The 15,493-nt window shown below is 64.4% G+C and carries 16 protein-coding genes and 2 pseudogenes; 8 read left to right on the forward strand and 10 right to left on the reverse strand.

Annotation, left to right across the window (positions count from 1 at the left end; all coding sequences use genetic code 11):
- Positions 1 to 21 precede the first annotated feature (21 nt).
- From E6C72_RS15465 to E6C72_RS15495, 7 genes are all read right to left on the reverse strand, one after another.
- Positions 22 to 807 (reverse strand): 1,6-dihydroxycyclohexa-2,4-diene-1-carboxylate dehydrogenase, encoded by a 786-nt coding sequence (locus E6C72_RS15465; protein WP_199228646.1) that lies wholly within the window; start codon positions 805 to 807, stop codon positions 22 to 24.
- Entirely contained in the window at positions 804 to 1,829 is a 1,026-nt protein-coding gene (gene benC / locus E6C72_RS15470; protein WP_109083830.1) for a benzoate 1,2-dioxygenase electron transfer component BenC, read from the reverse strand. Before benC ends, E6C72_RS15465 begins: the two co-directional genes overlap by 4 nt.
- 84 nt (positions 1,830 to 1,913) lie before the next feature.
- Positions 1,914 to 2,405, reverse strand: a complete 492-nt coding sequence (benB, locus tag E6C72_RS15475; protein WP_109083829.1) for a benzoate 1,2-dioxygenase small subunit — start codon at positions 2,403 to 2,405, stop codon at positions 1,914 to 1,916.
- 11 nt (positions 2,406 to 2,416) lie between these two features.
- The gene (gene benA / locus E6C72_RS15480) at positions 2,417 to 3,781 is read right to left on the reverse strand and encodes a benzoate 1,2-dioxygenase large subunit (RefSeq protein ID WP_199228645.1); all 1,365 of its coding nucleotides are present in this window, start codon (positions 3,779 to 3,781) and stop codon (positions 2,417 to 2,419) included.
- 55 nt (positions 3,782 to 3,836) lie between these two features.
- Positions 3,837 to 4,751, reverse strand: a complete 915-nt coding sequence (catA, locus tag E6C72_RS15485; RefSeq protein WP_109083828.1) for a catechol 1,2-dioxygenase — start codon at positions 4,749 to 4,751, stop codon at positions 3,837 to 3,839.
- Between the two features lie 58 nt (positions 4,752 to 4,809).
- Complete coding sequence (gene catC / locus E6C72_RS15490) at positions 4,810 to 5,100, reverse strand: muconolactone Delta-isomerase (protein WP_109083992.1); 291 nt, start codon at positions 5,098 to 5,100, stop codon at positions 4,810 to 4,812.
- A 34-nt stretch (positions 5,101 to 5,134) separates the two neighbouring features.
- Positions 5,135 to 6,256 (reverse strand): muconate/chloromuconate family cycloisomerase, encoded by a 1,122-nt coding sequence (locus E6C72_RS15495; protein WP_109083827.1) that lies wholly within the window; start codon positions 6,254 to 6,256, stop codon positions 5,135 to 5,137.
- Positions 6,257 to 6,417: 161 nt separating this feature from the next.
- Here E6C72_RS15495 and E6C72_RS15500 point away from each other — a divergent pair, with 161 nt between their 5' ends.
- The 7 genes and pseudogenes from E6C72_RS15500 (at position 6,418) to E6C72_RS15530 (ending at position 11,760) form a co-directional block, all read left to right on the forward strand.
- On the forward strand, positions 6,418 to 7,332 hold the full coding sequence (locus E6C72_RS15500; protein WP_109083826.1) for a LysR family transcriptional regulator: 915 nt from the start codon (positions 6,418 to 6,420) through the stop codon (positions 7,330 to 7,332).
- A gap of 72 nt (positions 7,333 to 7,404) precedes the next feature.
- Positions 7,405 to 7,494: pseudogene (locus E6C72_RS32710) on the forward strand (hypothetical protein); the annotation flags it as partial.
- Positions 7,495 to 7,617: 123 nt separating this feature from the next.
- A pseudogene (locus tag E6C72_RS15510) lies at positions 7,618 to 7,880 on the forward strand (IS3 family transposase); the annotation flags it as partial.
- 207 nt (positions 7,881 to 8,087) lie between these two features.
- Positions 8,088 to 9,083, forward strand: a complete 996-nt coding sequence (locus E6C72_RS15515) for an aldo/keto reductase (RefSeq protein ID WP_109083825.1) — start codon at positions 8,088 to 8,090, stop codon at positions 9,081 to 9,083.
- Positions 9,084 to 9,105: 22 nt separating this feature from the next.
- Entirely contained in the window at positions 9,106 to 9,705 is a 600-nt protein-coding gene (locus E6C72_RS15520; RefSeq protein ID WP_199228644.1) for a flavodoxin, read from the forward strand.
- An 82-nt stretch (positions 9,706 to 9,787) separates the two neighbouring features.
- The gene (locus E6C72_RS15525) at positions 9,788 to 10,528 is read left to right on the forward strand and encodes an SDR family oxidoreductase (protein ID WP_109083824.1); all 741 of its coding nucleotides are present in this window, start codon (positions 9,788 to 9,790) and stop codon (positions 10,526 to 10,528) included.
- A 5-nt stretch (positions 10,529 to 10,533) separates the two neighbouring features.
- Complete coding sequence (locus E6C72_RS15530; protein ID WP_199228643.1) at positions 10,534 to 11,760, forward strand: multidrug effflux MFS transporter; 1,227 nt, start codon at positions 10,534 to 10,536, stop codon at positions 11,758 to 11,760.
- Positions 11,761 to 11,790: 30 nt separating this feature from the next.
- Here E6C72_RS15530 and E6C72_RS15535 read toward each other — a convergent pair whose 3' ends face one another.
- Positions 11,791 to 12,624 (reverse strand): SDR family oxidoreductase, encoded by an 834-nt coding sequence (locus E6C72_RS15535; protein WP_109083822.1) that lies wholly within the window; start codon positions 12,622 to 12,624, stop codon positions 11,791 to 11,793.
- A gap of 237 nt (positions 12,625 to 12,861) precedes the next feature.
- Here E6C72_RS15535 and E6C72_RS15540 point away from each other — a divergent pair, with 237 nt between their 5' ends.
- Complete coding sequence (locus E6C72_RS15540) at positions 12,862 to 13,755, forward strand: LysR family transcriptional regulator (protein WP_109083821.1); 894 nt, start codon at positions 12,862 to 12,864, stop codon at positions 13,753 to 13,755.
- 189 nt (positions 13,756 to 13,944) lie between these two features.
- On the opposite strand, the gene E6C72_RS15545 is transcribed toward E6C72_RS15540, so the two are convergent.
- Both E6C72_RS15545 and E6C72_RS15550 read right to left on the reverse strand, forming a co-directional pair.
- Entirely contained in the window at positions 13,945 to 14,466 is a 522-nt protein-coding gene (locus tag E6C72_RS15545) for a TetR/AcrR family transcriptional regulator (protein WP_247875440.1), read from the reverse strand.
- Positions 14,467 to 14,784: 318 nt separating this feature from the next.
- Positions 14,785 to 15,471, reverse strand: a complete 687-nt coding sequence (locus tag E6C72_RS15550; RefSeq protein ID WP_109083819.1) for a DUF3313 domain-containing protein — start codon at positions 15,469 to 15,471, stop codon at positions 14,785 to 14,787.
- Positions 15,472 to 15,493 lie beyond the last annotated feature (22 nt).

A 15,493-nucleotide genomic window follows, 5' to 3' on the forward strand; every position in this document is an offset into this window, starting at 1 on the left:
TCGGCAGTCAGCCGAGGGTGTTCAGCCGATGCTGCCACCGGCAACGAAGCAGGTTTGGCCGGTGATGTACGATGCGTCGTTTGACGCGTAGAAGCAGATCGCAGCGGCGATTTCCTCTTGGGTGCCCATCCGTCCCATCATCGTGTCGCGCATGACCTGGTCGTAGGTTTCCCGTTGCCAGATCCTCTCCTGTTCACTCATCGGCTTTGGATTGCGCGGGATGGCACGCTCTCCATTGTCGACGGCGCCCGGGGAGACCGCGTTGACACGGATGCCCTTGTCCGCCAGTTCCATCGCCATACAGGTGGTCATGGCATGCACGCCACCTTTCGCGGCGGAGTAGGGGACACGGTAAATTCCGCGGGTGGCGTTGCTGCCGACATTGACGATGCTGCCGCGGCCTTGTGCAATCATCACCGGGATCACCGCCCGGCAAGACCATAAGGTTGGCCAGAGTGAACGGCCGATCTCCTTCACCATCTCCTCCTCCTGGTATTCCCAGAAAGGTTTCATCCAGATGGTGCCGCCGACATTGTGGACGGAGATGTCGATGCGCCCAAAACTCTCGACCGCGGCATCGATCATCGCTTGAGCGCCGGCATAGGTCTCCAGATCGGCGGTGAGTGCCAGTGCCGACGCCCCCTGGCTCGCCAGCTCCTCCGCCACCTGATGCACCAAGTCGGAGCGATCGACCAGCAGCAGCCGGGCCCCTTCCCCTGCCGCCCGTGCGGCAACCGCTCGTCCGATGCCCTGGGCGGCACCGGTGACAATCATCACCTGATTGTCGAAACGTCCACGCATGGTCATTGGCCATTCCCTTCGCTGGCGGCGAATTTCTCATAATGGAAGCTGGCCGGTGTCAGCCCGCACTCGCGGAAATGAGTGCGCACGGCCTCAACCATCGGCGGCGGACCACAGAGGTAAACGTCGACATTCCCGCCGTTCAGATGCTCCGGCCGAAGATGGTGGGTGACGTATCCCTTCAACGGATGGCTGCTGCCCTGGTCGGCCACGCAGGTGGTGAAGCTAAAGCCTGGGATTCGCTCTGCAAATCTCTGCAGCGCCTCGACCTCGACGAGATCGTGGTCCAGGGTGACACCGTAGATGAGGTGAACCGGGTGCGGATTGCCGCCTTCCACCGCAGCGATGCGGTCCAGCATCGACAGGAAGGGCGCCAACCCTGTCCCACCCGCCAACATCAGCACCGGCCGCCGGACCTCGCGCAAATAGAAGCTGCCGAGCGGTCCGGTCAGGGTCAGACGGTCGCCCGGCTTGGCCCTGCCTGTCAGGTAGCCGCTCATCAGCCCGCCCGGCACGTTGCGGATCAGGAAGGTCGCAAGCTCCGCCCCCGGCGGCGAACTGAAGGAGTAGGAGCGCGTCTGTCCCGTGCCAGGCACCTCGATGTTGACGTATTGTCCGGGCAGGAAGGCCAGGCGCGCGGCATTGTCCAAGGCCAGGGACAGTCCGATGCTGCTGTCCGACAGGCGGGTGACGGACACCACCTCCGCACAGACGTCCATCGCCTTGGTCTTGCACACCTCCGACGATGCGGCGATGCGCAGGACGATGTCGGATGCCGGACGCATCTGACAGGTCAGACAGTAGCCCTCCTCCGCCTCCGCGTCTGTCAGGGCATCCTCGATGTAAGAGCCGCCGTCATAGCGCCCGGCCTCGCAAAAGCTCTTGCAGGTGCCGCAGGCGCCGTCGCGGCAGTCGAGCGGGATGTTGATGCCTTGCCGATAAGCGGCATCCGCGACCGTTTCACCGAGGTTGGCATCGATGAAGCGGGTCAGCCCGTCCTCAAAGGTCAGCGCGATGTGAAAGCTCATGAGTCGTCTCCCTGGCTTTGAGACGCACAGAAGGGCGTCGGGCCAGTTGTCGCCCGTCCGGGATGATCGATCCCGCCCGGCCGATCAGATGTGGTAGATGTCGATGACGTGGTGGATGTAGTCGTTTTTCAGAACCACCGTCTTCTCTTTGATCAGTGGTGTCTCACCCGAAACATCCAGTGTGTAGAAGGACGTGCCGAAATAGGTGTCGGTCGCCTTGTAACGGAAGCTCAGCGTGAACCAGTTGAAGCGCAGCTTGCAGACACCGTCACGCTGCTCGATGACTTCGAGGTTGCTGATATTGTGCGAGGTGCGCGGTTCCGGCAGACTGGTGGCGCTCGACCGTTCCGTCTTGATGCGGAACACGCGATCCTCAAGGCCGCCGCGGTTGCCGTAATAGATCAGGGAGATCTCGCGCTGCGGGTCGGTGGTCAGGGCGCCATCGTCATCCCAGGCCGGCATCCAGAACACGGCGTCCGGTGCATAAAGCTGCACCCAGTCGTCCCATTGTTTTTCATCGAGCAGACGGGCCTCGCGGTGGAGGAAGGCCTGCAGAGCTTCATGGGTGATGGTCATGCGTTCCCCCGTCAAGCCAGCGTCTTCAGGCCGGACGATGCCTCTTCCACCGCCACGGCGCGGCGCATGGTGTCGAGCCAGTGCTGGTGCTGGACGACGAACAGCCCCTCGTCCTCGGTGCGGACACCGCTCATCAGTGGCTTCAGGTCAATGGCCTTGGCCGCCTCGTCGGCGCCGGTCACCCAATGGACCGCCCCACGCGACAGGTCGTTCCAGGGGGCGGCACTGCCGAGATAGCCGGTCTGGCAGGAGCGGAACTCCTCCAGGTCGTCCGGAGTGGCCATGCCGCTGGCGTTGAAGAAATCCTCATACTGGCGGATGCGGCGGGCGCGGGCTTCGGCACTCTCGTTCTTCGGCGCGATGCAATAGATCGTGACCTCAGTCTTGTCGACGGACAGCGGCCGGTAGGTACGGATCTGCGAGCTGAACTGGTCCATCAGGTAGACGTTGGGGTAGAGGCACAGGTTGCGCGAATTGCCGATCATCCAGTCGGTCCGCGCGGCCCCGTACTGTGCCGCCAGCTCGTCCCGGCGCTCATAGAGCGGGCGGTCTTCGGGATTGGCCCAGCGGCTCCACAGCAGCAGATGACCATTCTCGAAGGAATAGAAGCCGCCGCCCTGCTTGGCCCAGCTTCCGGCGTCCATCGCCCGCACGCTGTCGCCGGCGGCGGCCGTCTTGCGGTGGTTGGTGGTTGCCGCATAGTTCCAGTGCACGGCGCTGACGTGATAGCCGTCGGCTCCATTCTCGGTCTGGAGTTTCCAGTTGCCATCATAAATGTAGGACGAGGAGCCGCGCAGCACCTCCAGCCCATCCGGCGACTGGTCGACGATCATGTCGATGATCTTGGCGGCCTCACCCAGATGCTCGGTGAGCGGTGCCACATCGGCGTTCAGGCTGCCGAACAGGAAGCCGCGGTAGGATGCGAACCGGGCAACCTTTGTCAGGTTGTGCGATCCCTCCCGATTGAAGGCGTCAGGGTAGCCGGCGGACTCCGGGTCCTTGACCTTCAGCAGCTTACCGGAGTTGTTGAAAGTCCATCCGTGGAACGGACAGGTGTAAGTTGCCTTGTTGCCGCGCTTGTGCCGGCACAGCATCGCGCCACGGTGGCTGCAGGCGTTGATGAAGGCGTTGAGCTCGTTGTCCTTGTTGCGGGCGATGATGATCGGCTGCCGGCCGATGAAGGTGGTGAAGTAGTCGTTCTTGCCGGGGATCTGGCTTTCGTGGGCGAGGTAGATCCAGTTCCCCTCAAAGATGTGCGTCATCTCCAGTTCGAACAGCTCAGGGTCGGTGAAAATGTCGCGCCTGCACCGATAAATGCCCTGCTCTTTGTCCTCAACGACAGCGCCGTCCAGCCGCGCCATGAGATTGGCAGTCATGATCTGGTCCTCCACAAGATGGCGGGAATGGGGCCGGGCATGGCCCCCCGGAAGATCAGGCGGCCGTGGCGCGCGGACGCTCAGGAAGCGTGTTCAACACGCCATCCAGTGCGGACGGGAGAACGAAGTCGAAGGTGATGGTGGCGAAGGGCCGGTTCACGCCCATGTCGTGGAGGGCGGTCGGGTCCGTGTGGTGCTCGACCTCGGGGATCAGGCCGTCGCGGGTGGCGAAGGCGAAGTCGTCATGGACGTAGGGATCGTCCTTGATGTTGATCTGCGTCGTCAGCGTCCGATAGCCCGGTGCAGACACGAAGAAGTGAATGTGCGCCGGACGATGACCGTGGCGGCCCAGCAGGGTCAGGAGTTTTTGGGTCGGCCCGTTGGGCGGGCAGCTGTAGCCCGACGGCATGATGCTGCGGAAGCGGTAGCGCCCCTCGGCATCGGTGACGATGGTGCGGCGCAGGTTGAAGTCGCTCTGCGACTGGTCGAAGTAGGAGTAGTTGCCACGGCTGTTGGCGTGCCAGACCTCGACCTGCGCACCGGCAACCGGGTTGCCACGGGTGTCGAGGACCCGGCCATCCATGAACAGGATTTCGCCGTCCTCAGTGTCGTCGTCGAGCCGGGCTTCGCCCTGGCAGACGGGAGCACCGGCCACATAGAGCGGACCCTCGATGGTGCGCGGGGTGCCGCCGTCCATTCCGGCAGCGCGCTCCTTCTCATCCTGGCGCAGGTCGAGGAAATGCTCGACGCCAAGACCCGGCACCAGCAGTCCGACTTCATTGGACTTCCCGAGCTCGGTGACATAGCTGCAGGCCGACCAGAATTCCTCGGGCGTGACGTCCATCTCGTCGATCAGCACGAAGAGATCGAGCAGCATGCGGTCGACGACCGCTTTCACCCGCTCGTTAGCCGGAGCAATTTGGGTGCCGGAGATGCGCTTCGCGAACTCTTGGATCTGGTTCTTGTTCATCGTTTTCTCCCTAAACTTCGGTTATGGGTGCCTCAGCGGCGGGTGGGCGGCGACCGGCTCAGCGGTCATCGTCGCGGATGGACGAGGGATGGCGACACAAGGCGGTAACCGTCATCGCCATGTAGGGGAAAAGCGGCAGCGAGGTGAGCAGCGCGTGAAGTTCGTCCGCGCTTTCGACATCGAAGATGCTGACATTGGCGTAGCGGCCGGCGACGCGCCAAAGGTGCCGCCACTTGCCCTCGTGCTGCATCTGTTGGGCGCGTTCGCGCTCGACCCGCTTCAACTCGTCTGCCACCTGTGGCGCCATGTCAGGCGGCAGGCGGACATCCATTTCGACCTGGAACAGCATGATCTTGGCCTCGATCAAGGGGGGTGTGCGAGTGTTACCGGCCGTCACGCCGGAAGAAGGCGATGCGGTCCTCGTCCAAGTCGATGCCGAGGCCCGGCTTGTTGGGGATCTGAAGGCTGAAATCGCCATAAGCCAGGGGTTCGGTCAGGATTTCCTCGGTCAGCAGCAGCGGACCGAACAGCTCCGTGCCCCAGGCGAGCCGCGGGAACGTGGCGAAGAGGTGAGCGGAGGCGATGGTGCCGATCCCCCCTTCCAGCATGGTGCCGCCGTAAAGCCCGATTCCCGCCGCATCCGCAATGGCGCCGACGCGCGCTGCAGCCTGGAGACCGCCGGACTGGGCGATCTTGACGGCGAAGACATCGGCTGCCGCCTGCGATGCGATGGCGAAGGCATCCTCTGGCCCGTGAAGACTTTCGTCGGCCATGATCGGCACGATGAAGCGTGCGGCCAAGCGTGCCAGTGCCGAGCGATTGCTGCGCGCCACCGGCTGTTCGATCAGATCGACGCCAGCGTCCTCCAGCAATGCAATTCCGCGCGACGCGGCGGCTTCATCCCAGGCCTGGTTGACGTCGACACGCACGCTGGCTCGGTCGCCCAACGCGCGTTTGATCTCAGCAACATGCGCGACATCGTCAGCCACCGGACGCTTGCCGATCTTCAGCTTGAAGATGTTGTGCCGCCGCAAAGACAGCATGCGCTCGGCTTCGTCGATGTCCTTGGCCGTGTTGCCGCTGGCGAGCGTCCAAGCGACCGGCAGCGTGTCACGGTGACGCCCGCCCAGCAGTTCGGAAACCGGGAGTCCGAGCCGCTTTCCCATGGCGTCCAAGAGCGCCGTCTCGACCGCCGCCTTGGCAAAGTGGTTGCCAACAACGGCTCTGCCGACCTGCGCCATGGTTGCGGCAACGCGGGTGGGGTCGCTGGTTCGCAGCACCGGGGCTATATAAGTGTCAATCGCCAGCTTGATACCTTCGGGGCATTCTTCGCCGTAGCTCAGTCCCCCGATCGTTGTCCCCTCACCGATGCCCACAACGCCGTCGGAACAGCGAAGCCGGACTACGACGATGGTCTGCCGGTGCATGGTGGCCATCGAGAGCACATGCGGCCGAATGGTCGGCACATCGACAATGAGGGTCTCGATGCCGTCAATTCTGGTCATCCTGCGGCTGTCCTCGGCAAAACTTTGTTGTGCCACCACGCTATCTGTTGCCATGCACATTGTGAAAGACCGTGTTGGTCTGGTTTAATACCCTCCAGGTATGATGTGGCCCGGCGGCATGATCTCATGGCCGCCGCACTCAATGAGGGAGAGGCTCGTTCATGGAACTTCGGCATCTCCGGTACTTCATGGCAGTCGTGAACGAGCGGAACTTCACGCGTGCAGCAGAGCGCCTGAACATGGCGCAGCCGCCGTTGAGCCGACAGATACAGCAATTGGAAGAGGAGCTTGGCCTTCAGCTCATCGAACGGGACAGCCGTCCCCTGCGTCTGACGGAGCCAGGGCGCTTGATCTATGAACAGGCGGTCCACGTGCTGGAGCGCGTCGATGAGATCAAGGCGTTGGCTCGCCGCCTGCGCCACGCCGAGCATAGCCGCTTCACCATCGGCTTTGTGGCGTCCACACTCTATGGCTGGCTGCCAGAGATGATCCGCCGTTACCGCTCGATCCGTCCGAATGTGGAAGTCTCGTTGGTGGAGTTGACAACGGTCGAGCAGGTCGCGGCGCTCAAAGAGGGTCGCATTGACGTCGGCTTCGGCCGCATTCCGCTGGAGGACGCCGCCGTCACGCGGACTCTGCTCCGCTACGAAACCATCATTGCCGCCATTCCGTCAGGGCACCGACTGCTGGAGCAGGACCGCCCGCTCCGTCTCGACGATCTGACAGCCGGAACACTGGTTGTTTACCCCAAAACTCCGCGACCGAGCTTTGCCGATCAGGTGCTCGCGCTCTATCGCTTCCGAGGGTTAAAGCCAGACACCATTCTGGAAGTGCGGGATGTGCAGACGGCGTTGGGTTTGGTGGCAGCCGATGTCGGGTTTAGTTTGGTGACCGCTTCCGTACAGCATTTGCGGCGGGACAAAGTCGAGTATCGTCCACTTGAAGAAGCACATGCTGCCTCGCCGCTTTTCATGAGCCAGCGGGTCAACGACACGTCTCCAGAAATTGCAATAATGCTTGATGCGATCCGCCATGTTTATCGCGCCAACCACGTTGAAAACGAACTTGGTGTCTGAACGTGAAGTTTGATCTAGCCCCGGTTCGGTGGACACCACAGCTAAGCTCCAAGTGGAGCGGGAAGGTGTCTGATGACGAAGACAAGGCGATCCTTCACGGACGAGTTCAAGCGTGAGGCCGCTGCCCTGCCGGAAGGGAGCGGCCGGCCGCTGGAGCATGTGGCGCGGGAGTTAGGCCTTCAGGCCTCGGTGCTGCGGAACTGGCGGCGGGTAGCCCAAGGCCACCCGCCGCGCTCACGGTCTGGTTCCCCTGCCGTATCCGGCACGGCCATGCCGGCCAACCAGCGCCAACGGCCGCCTGTGGGTCTCATCCAGCATTCCGATCGCGGCAGTCCATGTCGCGCAAGGGCTGCTGCTACGACAATGCTCCCATGGAGAGCTTCTTCCACACCCTCAAGGTCGAGTTGGTCCACCGCACTCGGTTCGAAACCCGCGACCAGGCCCGCCGGGAGGTGTTCGCCTACATCGAAACCTATTACAATCGCCAACGCGCTCACTCGGCCATCGGATACATCACTCCCGAACAGGCCGAGCTAAGATCTGCGTGAACCCCTGTCCACCGAACCGGGGCAAGATCAAAACTTTATCGGGGGTGCGGGAGGACGGTGGCGCAGTCGCACCATTGCACGGCGATGCATTTATGAAATGCGGATATAACGTCATGCGGATCATGCAGTCTAATCGGTGGTCTTCCCATCGATTATCTCCCTCCCAACGCAACGTTGAGCGCCCACGGCCGTGGGTGGGAGAGAGCGATGAAAACGCGTGTCCTTGGGAAAAGCGGTCTGGAGGTCTCAGCGATCGGCTTCGGCTGCATGGGCCTGAATTTCAGCTATGGCCATGGGCTGAACCGGGAGGAGAGCATCACGCTGATCCGGCAGGCGGTGGAGCGTGGTGTCACCTTCTTCGACACGGCCGAGATCTACGGCCCCTTCACCAATGAAGAGATCGTCGGTGCGGCGCTGACGCCCGTGCGCGACCGGGTGGTGATCGCCACCAAGTTCGGCTTCGACATCGATCCCGTCACAGGCAAGATGAGCGGCACGAACAGCCGTCCCGAGCATATCCGCACAGTTGCGGAGGCGTCGTTGAAGCGCCTTGGCATCGAGGTCATCGACCTGCTCTACCAGCACCGCGTCGATCCCAACGTGCCGATCGAGGATGTCGCCGGCGCCGTCAAGGACTTGATCGCGGAGGGTAAGGTCAAGCATTTCGGCCTGTCCGAGCCCGGTGCCCAGACGGTTCGCCGGGCGCATGCGGTGCAGCCGGTCACCGCGTTGCAGAACGAATATTCGCTGTGGACGCGCGGTCCGGAGACCAACGGCATCCTCCAAGCCTGCGAGGAGCTGGGCATCGGGCTGGTCGCCTACAGTCCGCTCGGCAAAGGCTTCCTGACCGGCGCCATGGGCAAGGACACCAAAATCAGCGAGAATGACTTCCGCAAGATCCTGCCGCGCTTCACCCCCGAGGCGATGGAGAAGAACCAGGTGCTGGTCGACCTTCTGAGGCGCATTGCGGTTGAGAAGAAGGCGACGGCGGCGCAGGTCGCGCTCGCTTGGCTGCTGGCGCAGAAGCCGTGGATCGTGCCGATCCCCGGCACCACCAAGCTGCACCGGCTGGAGGAGAACCTCGCCGCGGCGGAGGTCGAGCTGACCGTCGGCGACCTCGCCGAGATCCAGCGCGCCGCGGCCGGGATCACGGTCGAGGGACAGCGGTATCCCGAGCATCTGATGAAGACCACCGGCCTCTGAGCGAACCGAGGGAGGCGATCCGATGAAACGCCCGAGCGGCGTGTCGAGGCGGGACACCATGACGGCCGCGCTCTCGTTGCCACTGGTCACGGGACTGGGCCTTTCAGTCGATTCCGCCGCCGCCCAGAATGCCGCGTCCCGCGCGGCACCTCTGGTCGCCTATTTCTCACGCACCGGCAACACGCGCGTCGTTGCGGCCCAGATCCGGCGGGCTTATGGCGCGGACCTGTTCGAGATCGAGCCGGCCGACCCGTACCCGGAAGACTACGAGGCGGTCGTCCGACGGGCGCAGACCGAGCGGGATAGGGGCTATCAGCCCCCGCTGCGGGCCACGATCCCGGACATCCGTTCCTACGACGTCGTTTTCCTCGGCTTCCCGATCTGGGGGATGAGCACTCCTCCGGTGATCCGGTCCTTCCTGGCCGGTCATGATCTGTCCGGCAAGACACTCGTCCCCTTCGTCACCCATGGCGGCTATGGCCTTGGCAACAGCATGGCGATCGTTGCCGCGCACGCACCGCGGTCACGCCTCCTTGAGCCATTCACCATGCGGGCGGATCAGGAGCGGGAAACACTCTCACACGTATCCCGATGGCTCGGCGACATCCGGGTCGGTCGCTGATCCGACCGCAACGCGCGGACACCAGATCCCCGACGCCGGCAACCGGCGGGCGCCGGGTCATCGGACCGAAAGGAAGACATCCATGAGCAGCACCATCGACGGGAAGGTCATCGTCATTACGGGCGCCAGCAGCGGGCTGGGCGAGGCCACCGCGCGGCACCTTGCGAACGCGGGCGCGACGCTGGTCCTCGGCGCCCGCCGGCTGGACCGGCTCCAGGCCCTGGCCCGCGAGCTGAACCTCGCGCCGGGCGCCGCGGTGCAGACCGACGTCACCGACCGCGAGCAGGTCAAGCGCCTGGTCGACGCGGCGGTCTCCGCCCACGGCCGGATCGATGTGATCGTCAACAACGCCGGCTTGATGCCGCACTCGCCGCTGGAGCGCGGCAAGGTGGAGGACTGGGACCGGATGATCGACGTCAACCTCAAGGGCGTGCTCTACGGCATCGCCGCGGCGCTCCCCCACATGACGCGGCAGAAGAGCGGGCACATCATCAACGTCTCCTCGGTCGCCGGCCACAAGGTACGCCCGGGCAGCGCGGTCTACGCGGCGACCAAGGCGGCGGTGCGCATGCTGTCCGAGGGGCTGCGGATGGAGGTGAAGCCCTACAACATCCGCACCACCATCATCTCGCCGGGGGCCGTGCAGTCGGAGCTGCCGCAGAGCATCACCGAGGCCGACGTCGCCAAGGGCATCCGGGACTTCTATCAGGCCGTTGCCATTCCGGCCGACAGCTTCGCGCGGATGGTCGCCTTTGCCATCAGCCAGCCCGACGACGTGGACGTGAACGAGATCCTGTTCCGCCCGACGGCGCAGGAGCTGTGATGTCGATGATCGCCAGTGTTCAGACGCCGGCAGCGCCGACCCGCCATGGCTGGCGCGTGCTCGCGATTCTCAGCGCGCTGATGGGCTTCGCGTCGATCTCGACCGACCTGTACCTGCCGGCCATGCCGGCGATGGGCCAAGCGCTCGGCGCCGATGCCGGCATGGTCGAGTTGACGGTGTCGGGCTATCTCGTCGGCTTCAGCCTGGGACAGCTCCTGTGGGGCCCGATCAGCGACCGCTTCGGCCGCCGCCTGCCGGTGGCGGCCGGGCTGGCTCTGTTCGCGCTGGGTTCGGCCGGCTGCGCCATGGCGGGCAGCGCCGAGGTACTGATCGGCTGGCGCGTCATGCAGGCGGTGGGGGCGTGCGCCGGCGTGGTGCTGGCGCGGGCCATGGTGCGCGACCTCTACGAGGGCCCTCGCGCGGCCCAGATGCTTTCGACGCTGATGACCGTGATGGCCGTCGCCCCGCTCCTCGGACCCGTCATCGGTGGGCAGATCCTCGTGGTCGCGGGCTGGCGGGCGATCTTCTGGGTGCTGGTCGGCGTCGGCCTTGCCACGCTCGCCGCCCTGTTCACCCTGCCCGAGACGTTGCCGCCGGAGCGGCGCAACCGCGAGCCGCTTGGCCGGGCGCTGCTCGGCTACGGCGCGCTGATCCGTCAGCGCCGGCTGCTCGGTTACGCCGGGGCGGGTGGGTTCTTCTACGGGGGCATGTTCGCCTACATCGCCGGCACGCCCTTTGCCTACGTCACGTACCACCACGTGCCGCCGCAGATATACGGCCTGCTGTTCGGCGCCGGAATCGTCGGCATCATGGCGACCAACACGCTCAACGCGCGGCTGGTGCGGCGGTTGGGCGGCGACCGGCTGTTGCTGTGGGGTGCCGGGGTTGCCGCGCTCGCCGGTGGCTTGGTGTCGGTGACGGCTTGGAGCGGGTGGGGCGGGTTGTGGGGGCTGGCGGTGCCGCTGTTCCTGTTCGTCTCGGCCACCGGCTTCATCGTCGCCAACTCCATCGCCGGTGCGTTGGCTGGCTTCCCCGAACGCGCCGGCGCCGTATCGGCGCTGGTCGGAGCGGTCCACTACGGCAGCGGCATCGTCAGCTCGGCCGCGATCGGCGCTTTCGCCGACGGCACGCCCCGGCCGATGGGCTGGGTCATCGCACTTGCCGGCGTCGGCTGCCTGTCGTGCGCGTGGTTGCTGGTTCCAACCACCCGTACAGCCGCAAGGTCAACATAACGAAGCTTGGCGCGTCCTTGCATTGTGGGATCAATCCGGAACCGGCAGCTTGCCCGCACGCATCGCCGCGATCACACCGCCATCGATCAGCAGGTCGCTGCCGGTGATGAATCCCGCATCGGGCCCCAGCAGATAGGAGGCCGCCACCGCGATTTCCTCGGGCGGGGCCATCCGCTTGGACGGAGAGGCGGCGATCATGGCGCGATAGCCATCTCCGATCTCCGAGTTCAGCTCGTGCTGCGCGAGCGGCGTCACGATGATCCCGGGGCTGATCGAATTGACGCGCGCACCGCGAGCGCCCCAGCTCATCGCGGCCGCCTGCGCGCGAAGGTGATTGGCGCGCTTGGCGATCATGTATGCGACAAGCGAATTGGGCACGGCGTCCCCCTTCAGGATAGGCAGATTGAGCAACTCATCGGCGGGCGCGAAGGCCAGCGCGTGCTCCTGATCTGCTGGCAGGGGCGGCATCATGTGGCCTGCCATGCTGGAGATGACCAGACCAGCGCCACCACGGGCGATGACGTGCTCGAACTCCTCGAACACCACGGCCGATCCGTAAAGGTCGACCTCCAGCACCTTGGCAGGGGACGCCATGTTCGGCGACAGGCCGGCGGTGTTGATGACCTGCGTCACGCTGCCCAGCGACGCTGCCTTGCCGGCAAGCGCGCGCACCGACTCCCGCGAAGCGACGTCGACGCCCTGCGCCTCGACGGTGTAACCGGCCGCCGTCATGCCGTCCACCGCAGCCTGCAGCACCGTCTCGCTGAAGTCTGCGAGCAGCACCGTCTTACCGAAGCCCTGCCGCCGGGCGATCGCCAGACCGATGCCGCCGGATCCGATCACCACGATCACGTCGTTCGCCATCTCACATCTCCTTCAAATGCGGGGCCCGTGAACGGCACATCAACGCGAGCGTGCCGGAGAAATGCTCTTCCGGCCCTCCTTGCGAGGGGTTCGCCCCATCGCGCTTGATGTCCATTGCGCCCCCGGTATGGCCGTTGCCGACGGTTCAGACCATCGGCGGCACCCAATGATCTAAACGGGAGGCGCGCCAAGGATTAGACGCTATAAACCGCATGGGGTCATATCGGGGGTTCATGAATGCAACGCGAGGATCTGGTTGACCTCAACGCCTTCCTGCTCGTAGCCGAGGAGAGGAGCTTCACCCGCGCTGCCGCGAAGCTGGGCACGTCGCAATCGACGTTGAGCCATACGATCCGGCGTCTGGAGACGCGGATCGGCGTGCGCTTGCTGACCCGGACCACCCGCAGCGTTGCGCCGACGGACGCGGGCGAACGGCTGCTCGCCACATTGAGGCCGGCACTGGACGTCATTGACGCCCAGCTCGTCTCTCTGGGAGAACTGCGCGAGAGGCCGGCCGGGACGATCCGGATCACCACGTCCGAGCATGCCGCAACGACCGTCCTGTGGCCTGCTCTCGAAAAGCTGCTCCCCAACTATCCCGACATCCACGTCGAGTTGAGCATTGACTCCTCATTCTCCGATATCGTGACCGAACGGTTCGATGCTGGCGTTCGATTGGGCGAAGCGCTTGCCAAGGATATGATCGCCACCAGGATCGGCCCGGATCTGCGCATGGTGGTGGTCGGATCTCCCGCCTATTTCAAATCACGGCCAATCCCCCATTCACCACAGGACTTGGCCGAGCACCGGTGCATCAATCTTCGGCTCCAGAGTTCCGGGACTTTGTATGCCTGGGAGCTGAAGAAGAGCAGTCGCGAACTGCGGGTAAGAGTCGAGGGACAGCTCGCATTCAACAATGTCGGGATGATCGTCCAGGCGGCAACCGCGGGGTTCGGCTTGGCGTTTGTCATGGAAGACCGAGTGTCGGCGCATCTGGCGGATGGGCGCCTGATACGTGTCCTGGAGGATTGGAGCCAGCCTTTCCCCGGCTACCACCTCTATTATCCAAGCAGGCGCCAACCGTCCGCCGCATTTGCGGTCCTGTTGGACGCGCTGCGATATCGTGGATGATCCCCTCGATAAGTCCTCATGAGCAGCTGACGGGATGCTTCTTCAAACGGCAGCTTCCGACAAATGACCGCACCTCCGGTGCATTGCCCCGCCCGCCCGTCCGCTGCCTGGACGGCTATGATGTGGTCGCCCAAGGTCCGACCACCTGCCGCAGAGCAGTCCCGGTCGTGTCGGCAATGGGTTTTCACCTCACAACGCCGATGACTGGCATCCCGTCCATCTGTCATCGTCGAACAGCCGGTCGAACAGCCGGTCACGGTCCTCCTGGGACAGGGGGCACATCCCCAGCAGTTCGGTGACGGCCAGCCCCCGCGCCGCTGCCCAGCGGAGCAGCGCGAGATCGGGGTCGGTTGCCTCCGCTTTGATCTTTGCGACGGTTTTCGCCGAGTGCTCCCGCGCACTGCTCAGCAGGTCCGGATTCTCGGCGACGACCGCGAAGACGGCGAAGGCGATGGCGCGTTGCCGGGTCAGCGTCTGGCGCAGGGTATCGATCTGGGCGGCCAACTGCGGATAGGCGAGCGCATCCTCATTTTCGGCCAGGAAATGCCGCGAAGCCTCCTCGAACTGTTCGGTCTGATAGGCGAGAAGCGCCGCCATCACCGCGCTCTTGTTGTGGAAGTGGTGCAGGAGGGCGCCCTTGCTCATCCCGCTTTCCTTGACGATCGCATCGAGCGTGAGCCGCCCCGGCCCATCCCGCGCGATGATCGTCAATGCTGCCTGAAGAACGGCATTGCGGGTGCGTTCCGAACGGACAGAATTTTCCATGAGAAACTCGAACGAGGCGGTTTCGGCCGGTTCAGGCCGGAAAGTGTGAGGCGGGACGGACAGTCATAGCGCGCCGACGCCTTGAATAACAAGCCGGCTGGTTGGTTTCATGGGCGAGCGGCTCCGTTTCGGATGTCTGCGCGATGGGAGTCCGTCAGGTTCTGGTCACATTGCCTGACGGACTCCAGGCCTCCGGCTTCCCCATGCGGGGCAGGGTCTAGGCAGAGCCGCTTGACCCGGTGGCGCTCCAGTCCGCCACCCCGCTCATCGCAGTTGCGCCGCCAAGGCCGCGGCGCCCTTGTCGATGCCGGTCCTGGCTGCCGCCAGCGATCCGAAGCTCGATGGGATGTTGTAGGGATTGGGGTACTGCTTGGCGATGAAGGCATCCAGCAGCCGGTCCGATGGCGCATCGTAAATCTCGACCGCGTAGATCACCGAACCTGTCATCGTGCCCTCGCCGCCACGCACCGACTGCACCCCGTTGTAGAGGCCGCCGGCGATGTCGAAGCGCGACAGAGTCCCCAGCACCGGCGTCGTGGTGGCGGCGCCGGTCAGGGTCAGCCTGAGACGCAGGGTGTGCGGTGCTGGGGTTTGGACGGTGCGGAAGCGGGGCGACAGCTCCGCGGTGAAGCTGCGCTGCATGTGGTCGGCGAGTGCCCTCTTGTCCTCCTCGGACATGTCGCCGAACTGCTGGTCGGCGCCGCGGTAGATCGCGACCGGATCGATGATGATCTGGTCATAGTCGCGCCAGTTCATCCCGGTGTTGTAGCGGAACGGAATCCGGCCGGTGTCATCCTGTGGATTAGGGGCGAGATAGGAGGAGGATTTGAGGCCGGCGTAGGCGACGGGATCGGGACTGGCGCAGGCGGCGACCAGTGCGCAGACGAAAGCGACGACGGCCGCCGGAATGAGGCGTCGGCGTGCCCGTGACGCGGCGAGGATTTGAGGCATGGAATTTGATCCTTTCCGAGGG

Source organism: Azospirillum sp. TSH100 (assembly GCF_004923295.1).
Classification (GTDB): Bacteria; Pseudomonadota; Alphaproteobacteria; order Azospirillales; family Azospirillaceae; genus Azospirillum.

Bases quoted from the DNA above. Each gene is read 5' to 3' on its own strand.
- E6C72_RS15540 (WP_109083821.1), top strand. From the start codon at position 12,862: ATGCAACGCGAGGATCTGGTTGACCTCAACGCCTTCCTGCTCGTAGCC.
- E6C72_RS15520 (WP_199228644.1), top strand. From the start codon at position 9,106: ATGAAACGCCCGAGCGGCGTGTCGAGGCGGGACACCATGACGGCCGCG.
- E6C72_RS15515 (WP_109083825.1), top strand. From the start codon at position 8,088: ATGAAAACGCGTGTCCTTGGGAAAAGCGGTCTGGAGGTCTCAGCGATC.
- E6C72_RS15535 (WP_109083822.1), bottom strand. From the start codon at position 12,624: ATGGCGAACGACGTGATCGTGGTGATCGGATCCGGCGGCATCGGTCTG.
- benC (WP_109083830.1), bottom strand. From the start codon at position 1,829: ATGAGCTTTCACATCGCGCTGACCTTTGAGGACGGGCTGACCCGCTTC.
- E6C72_RS15500 (WP_109083826.1), top strand. From the start codon at position 6,418: ATGGAACTTCGGCATCTCCGGTACTTCATGGCAGTCGTGAACGAGCGG.
- E6C72_RS15530 (WP_199228643.1), top strand. From the start codon at position 10,534: ATGATCGCCAGTGTTCAGACGCCGGCAGCGCCGACCCGCCATGGCTGG.
- E6C72_RS15550 (WP_109083819.1), bottom strand. From the start codon at position 15,471: ATGCCTCAAATCCTCGCCGCGTCACGGGCACGCCGACGCCTCATTCCG.
- E6C72_RS15465 (WP_199228646.1), bottom strand. From the start codon at position 807: ATGACCATGCGTGGACGTTTCGACAATCAGGTGATGATTGTCACCGGT.
- benB (WP_109083829.1), bottom strand. From the start codon at position 2,405: ATGACCATCACCCATGAAGCTCTGCAGGCCTTCCTCCACCGCGAGGCC.
- catC (WP_109083992.1), bottom strand. From the start codon at position 5,100: ATGCTGTTCCAGGTCGAAATGGATGTCCGCCTGCCGCCTGACATGGCG.
- E6C72_RS15495 (WP_109083827.1), bottom strand. From the start codon at position 6,256: ATGACCAGAATTGACGGCATCGAGACCCTCATTGTCGATGTGCCGACC.
- benA (WP_199228645.1), bottom strand. From the start codon at position 3,781: ATGACTGCCAATCTCATGGCGCGGCTGGACGGCGCTGTCGTTGAGGAC.
- catA (WP_109083828.1), bottom strand. From the start codon at position 4,751: ATGAACAAGAACCAGATCCAAGAGTTCGCGAAGCGCATCTCCGGCACC.
- E6C72_RS15525 (WP_109083824.1), top strand. From the start codon at position 9,788: ATGAGCAGCACCATCGACGGGAAGGTCATCGTCATTACGGGCGCCAGC.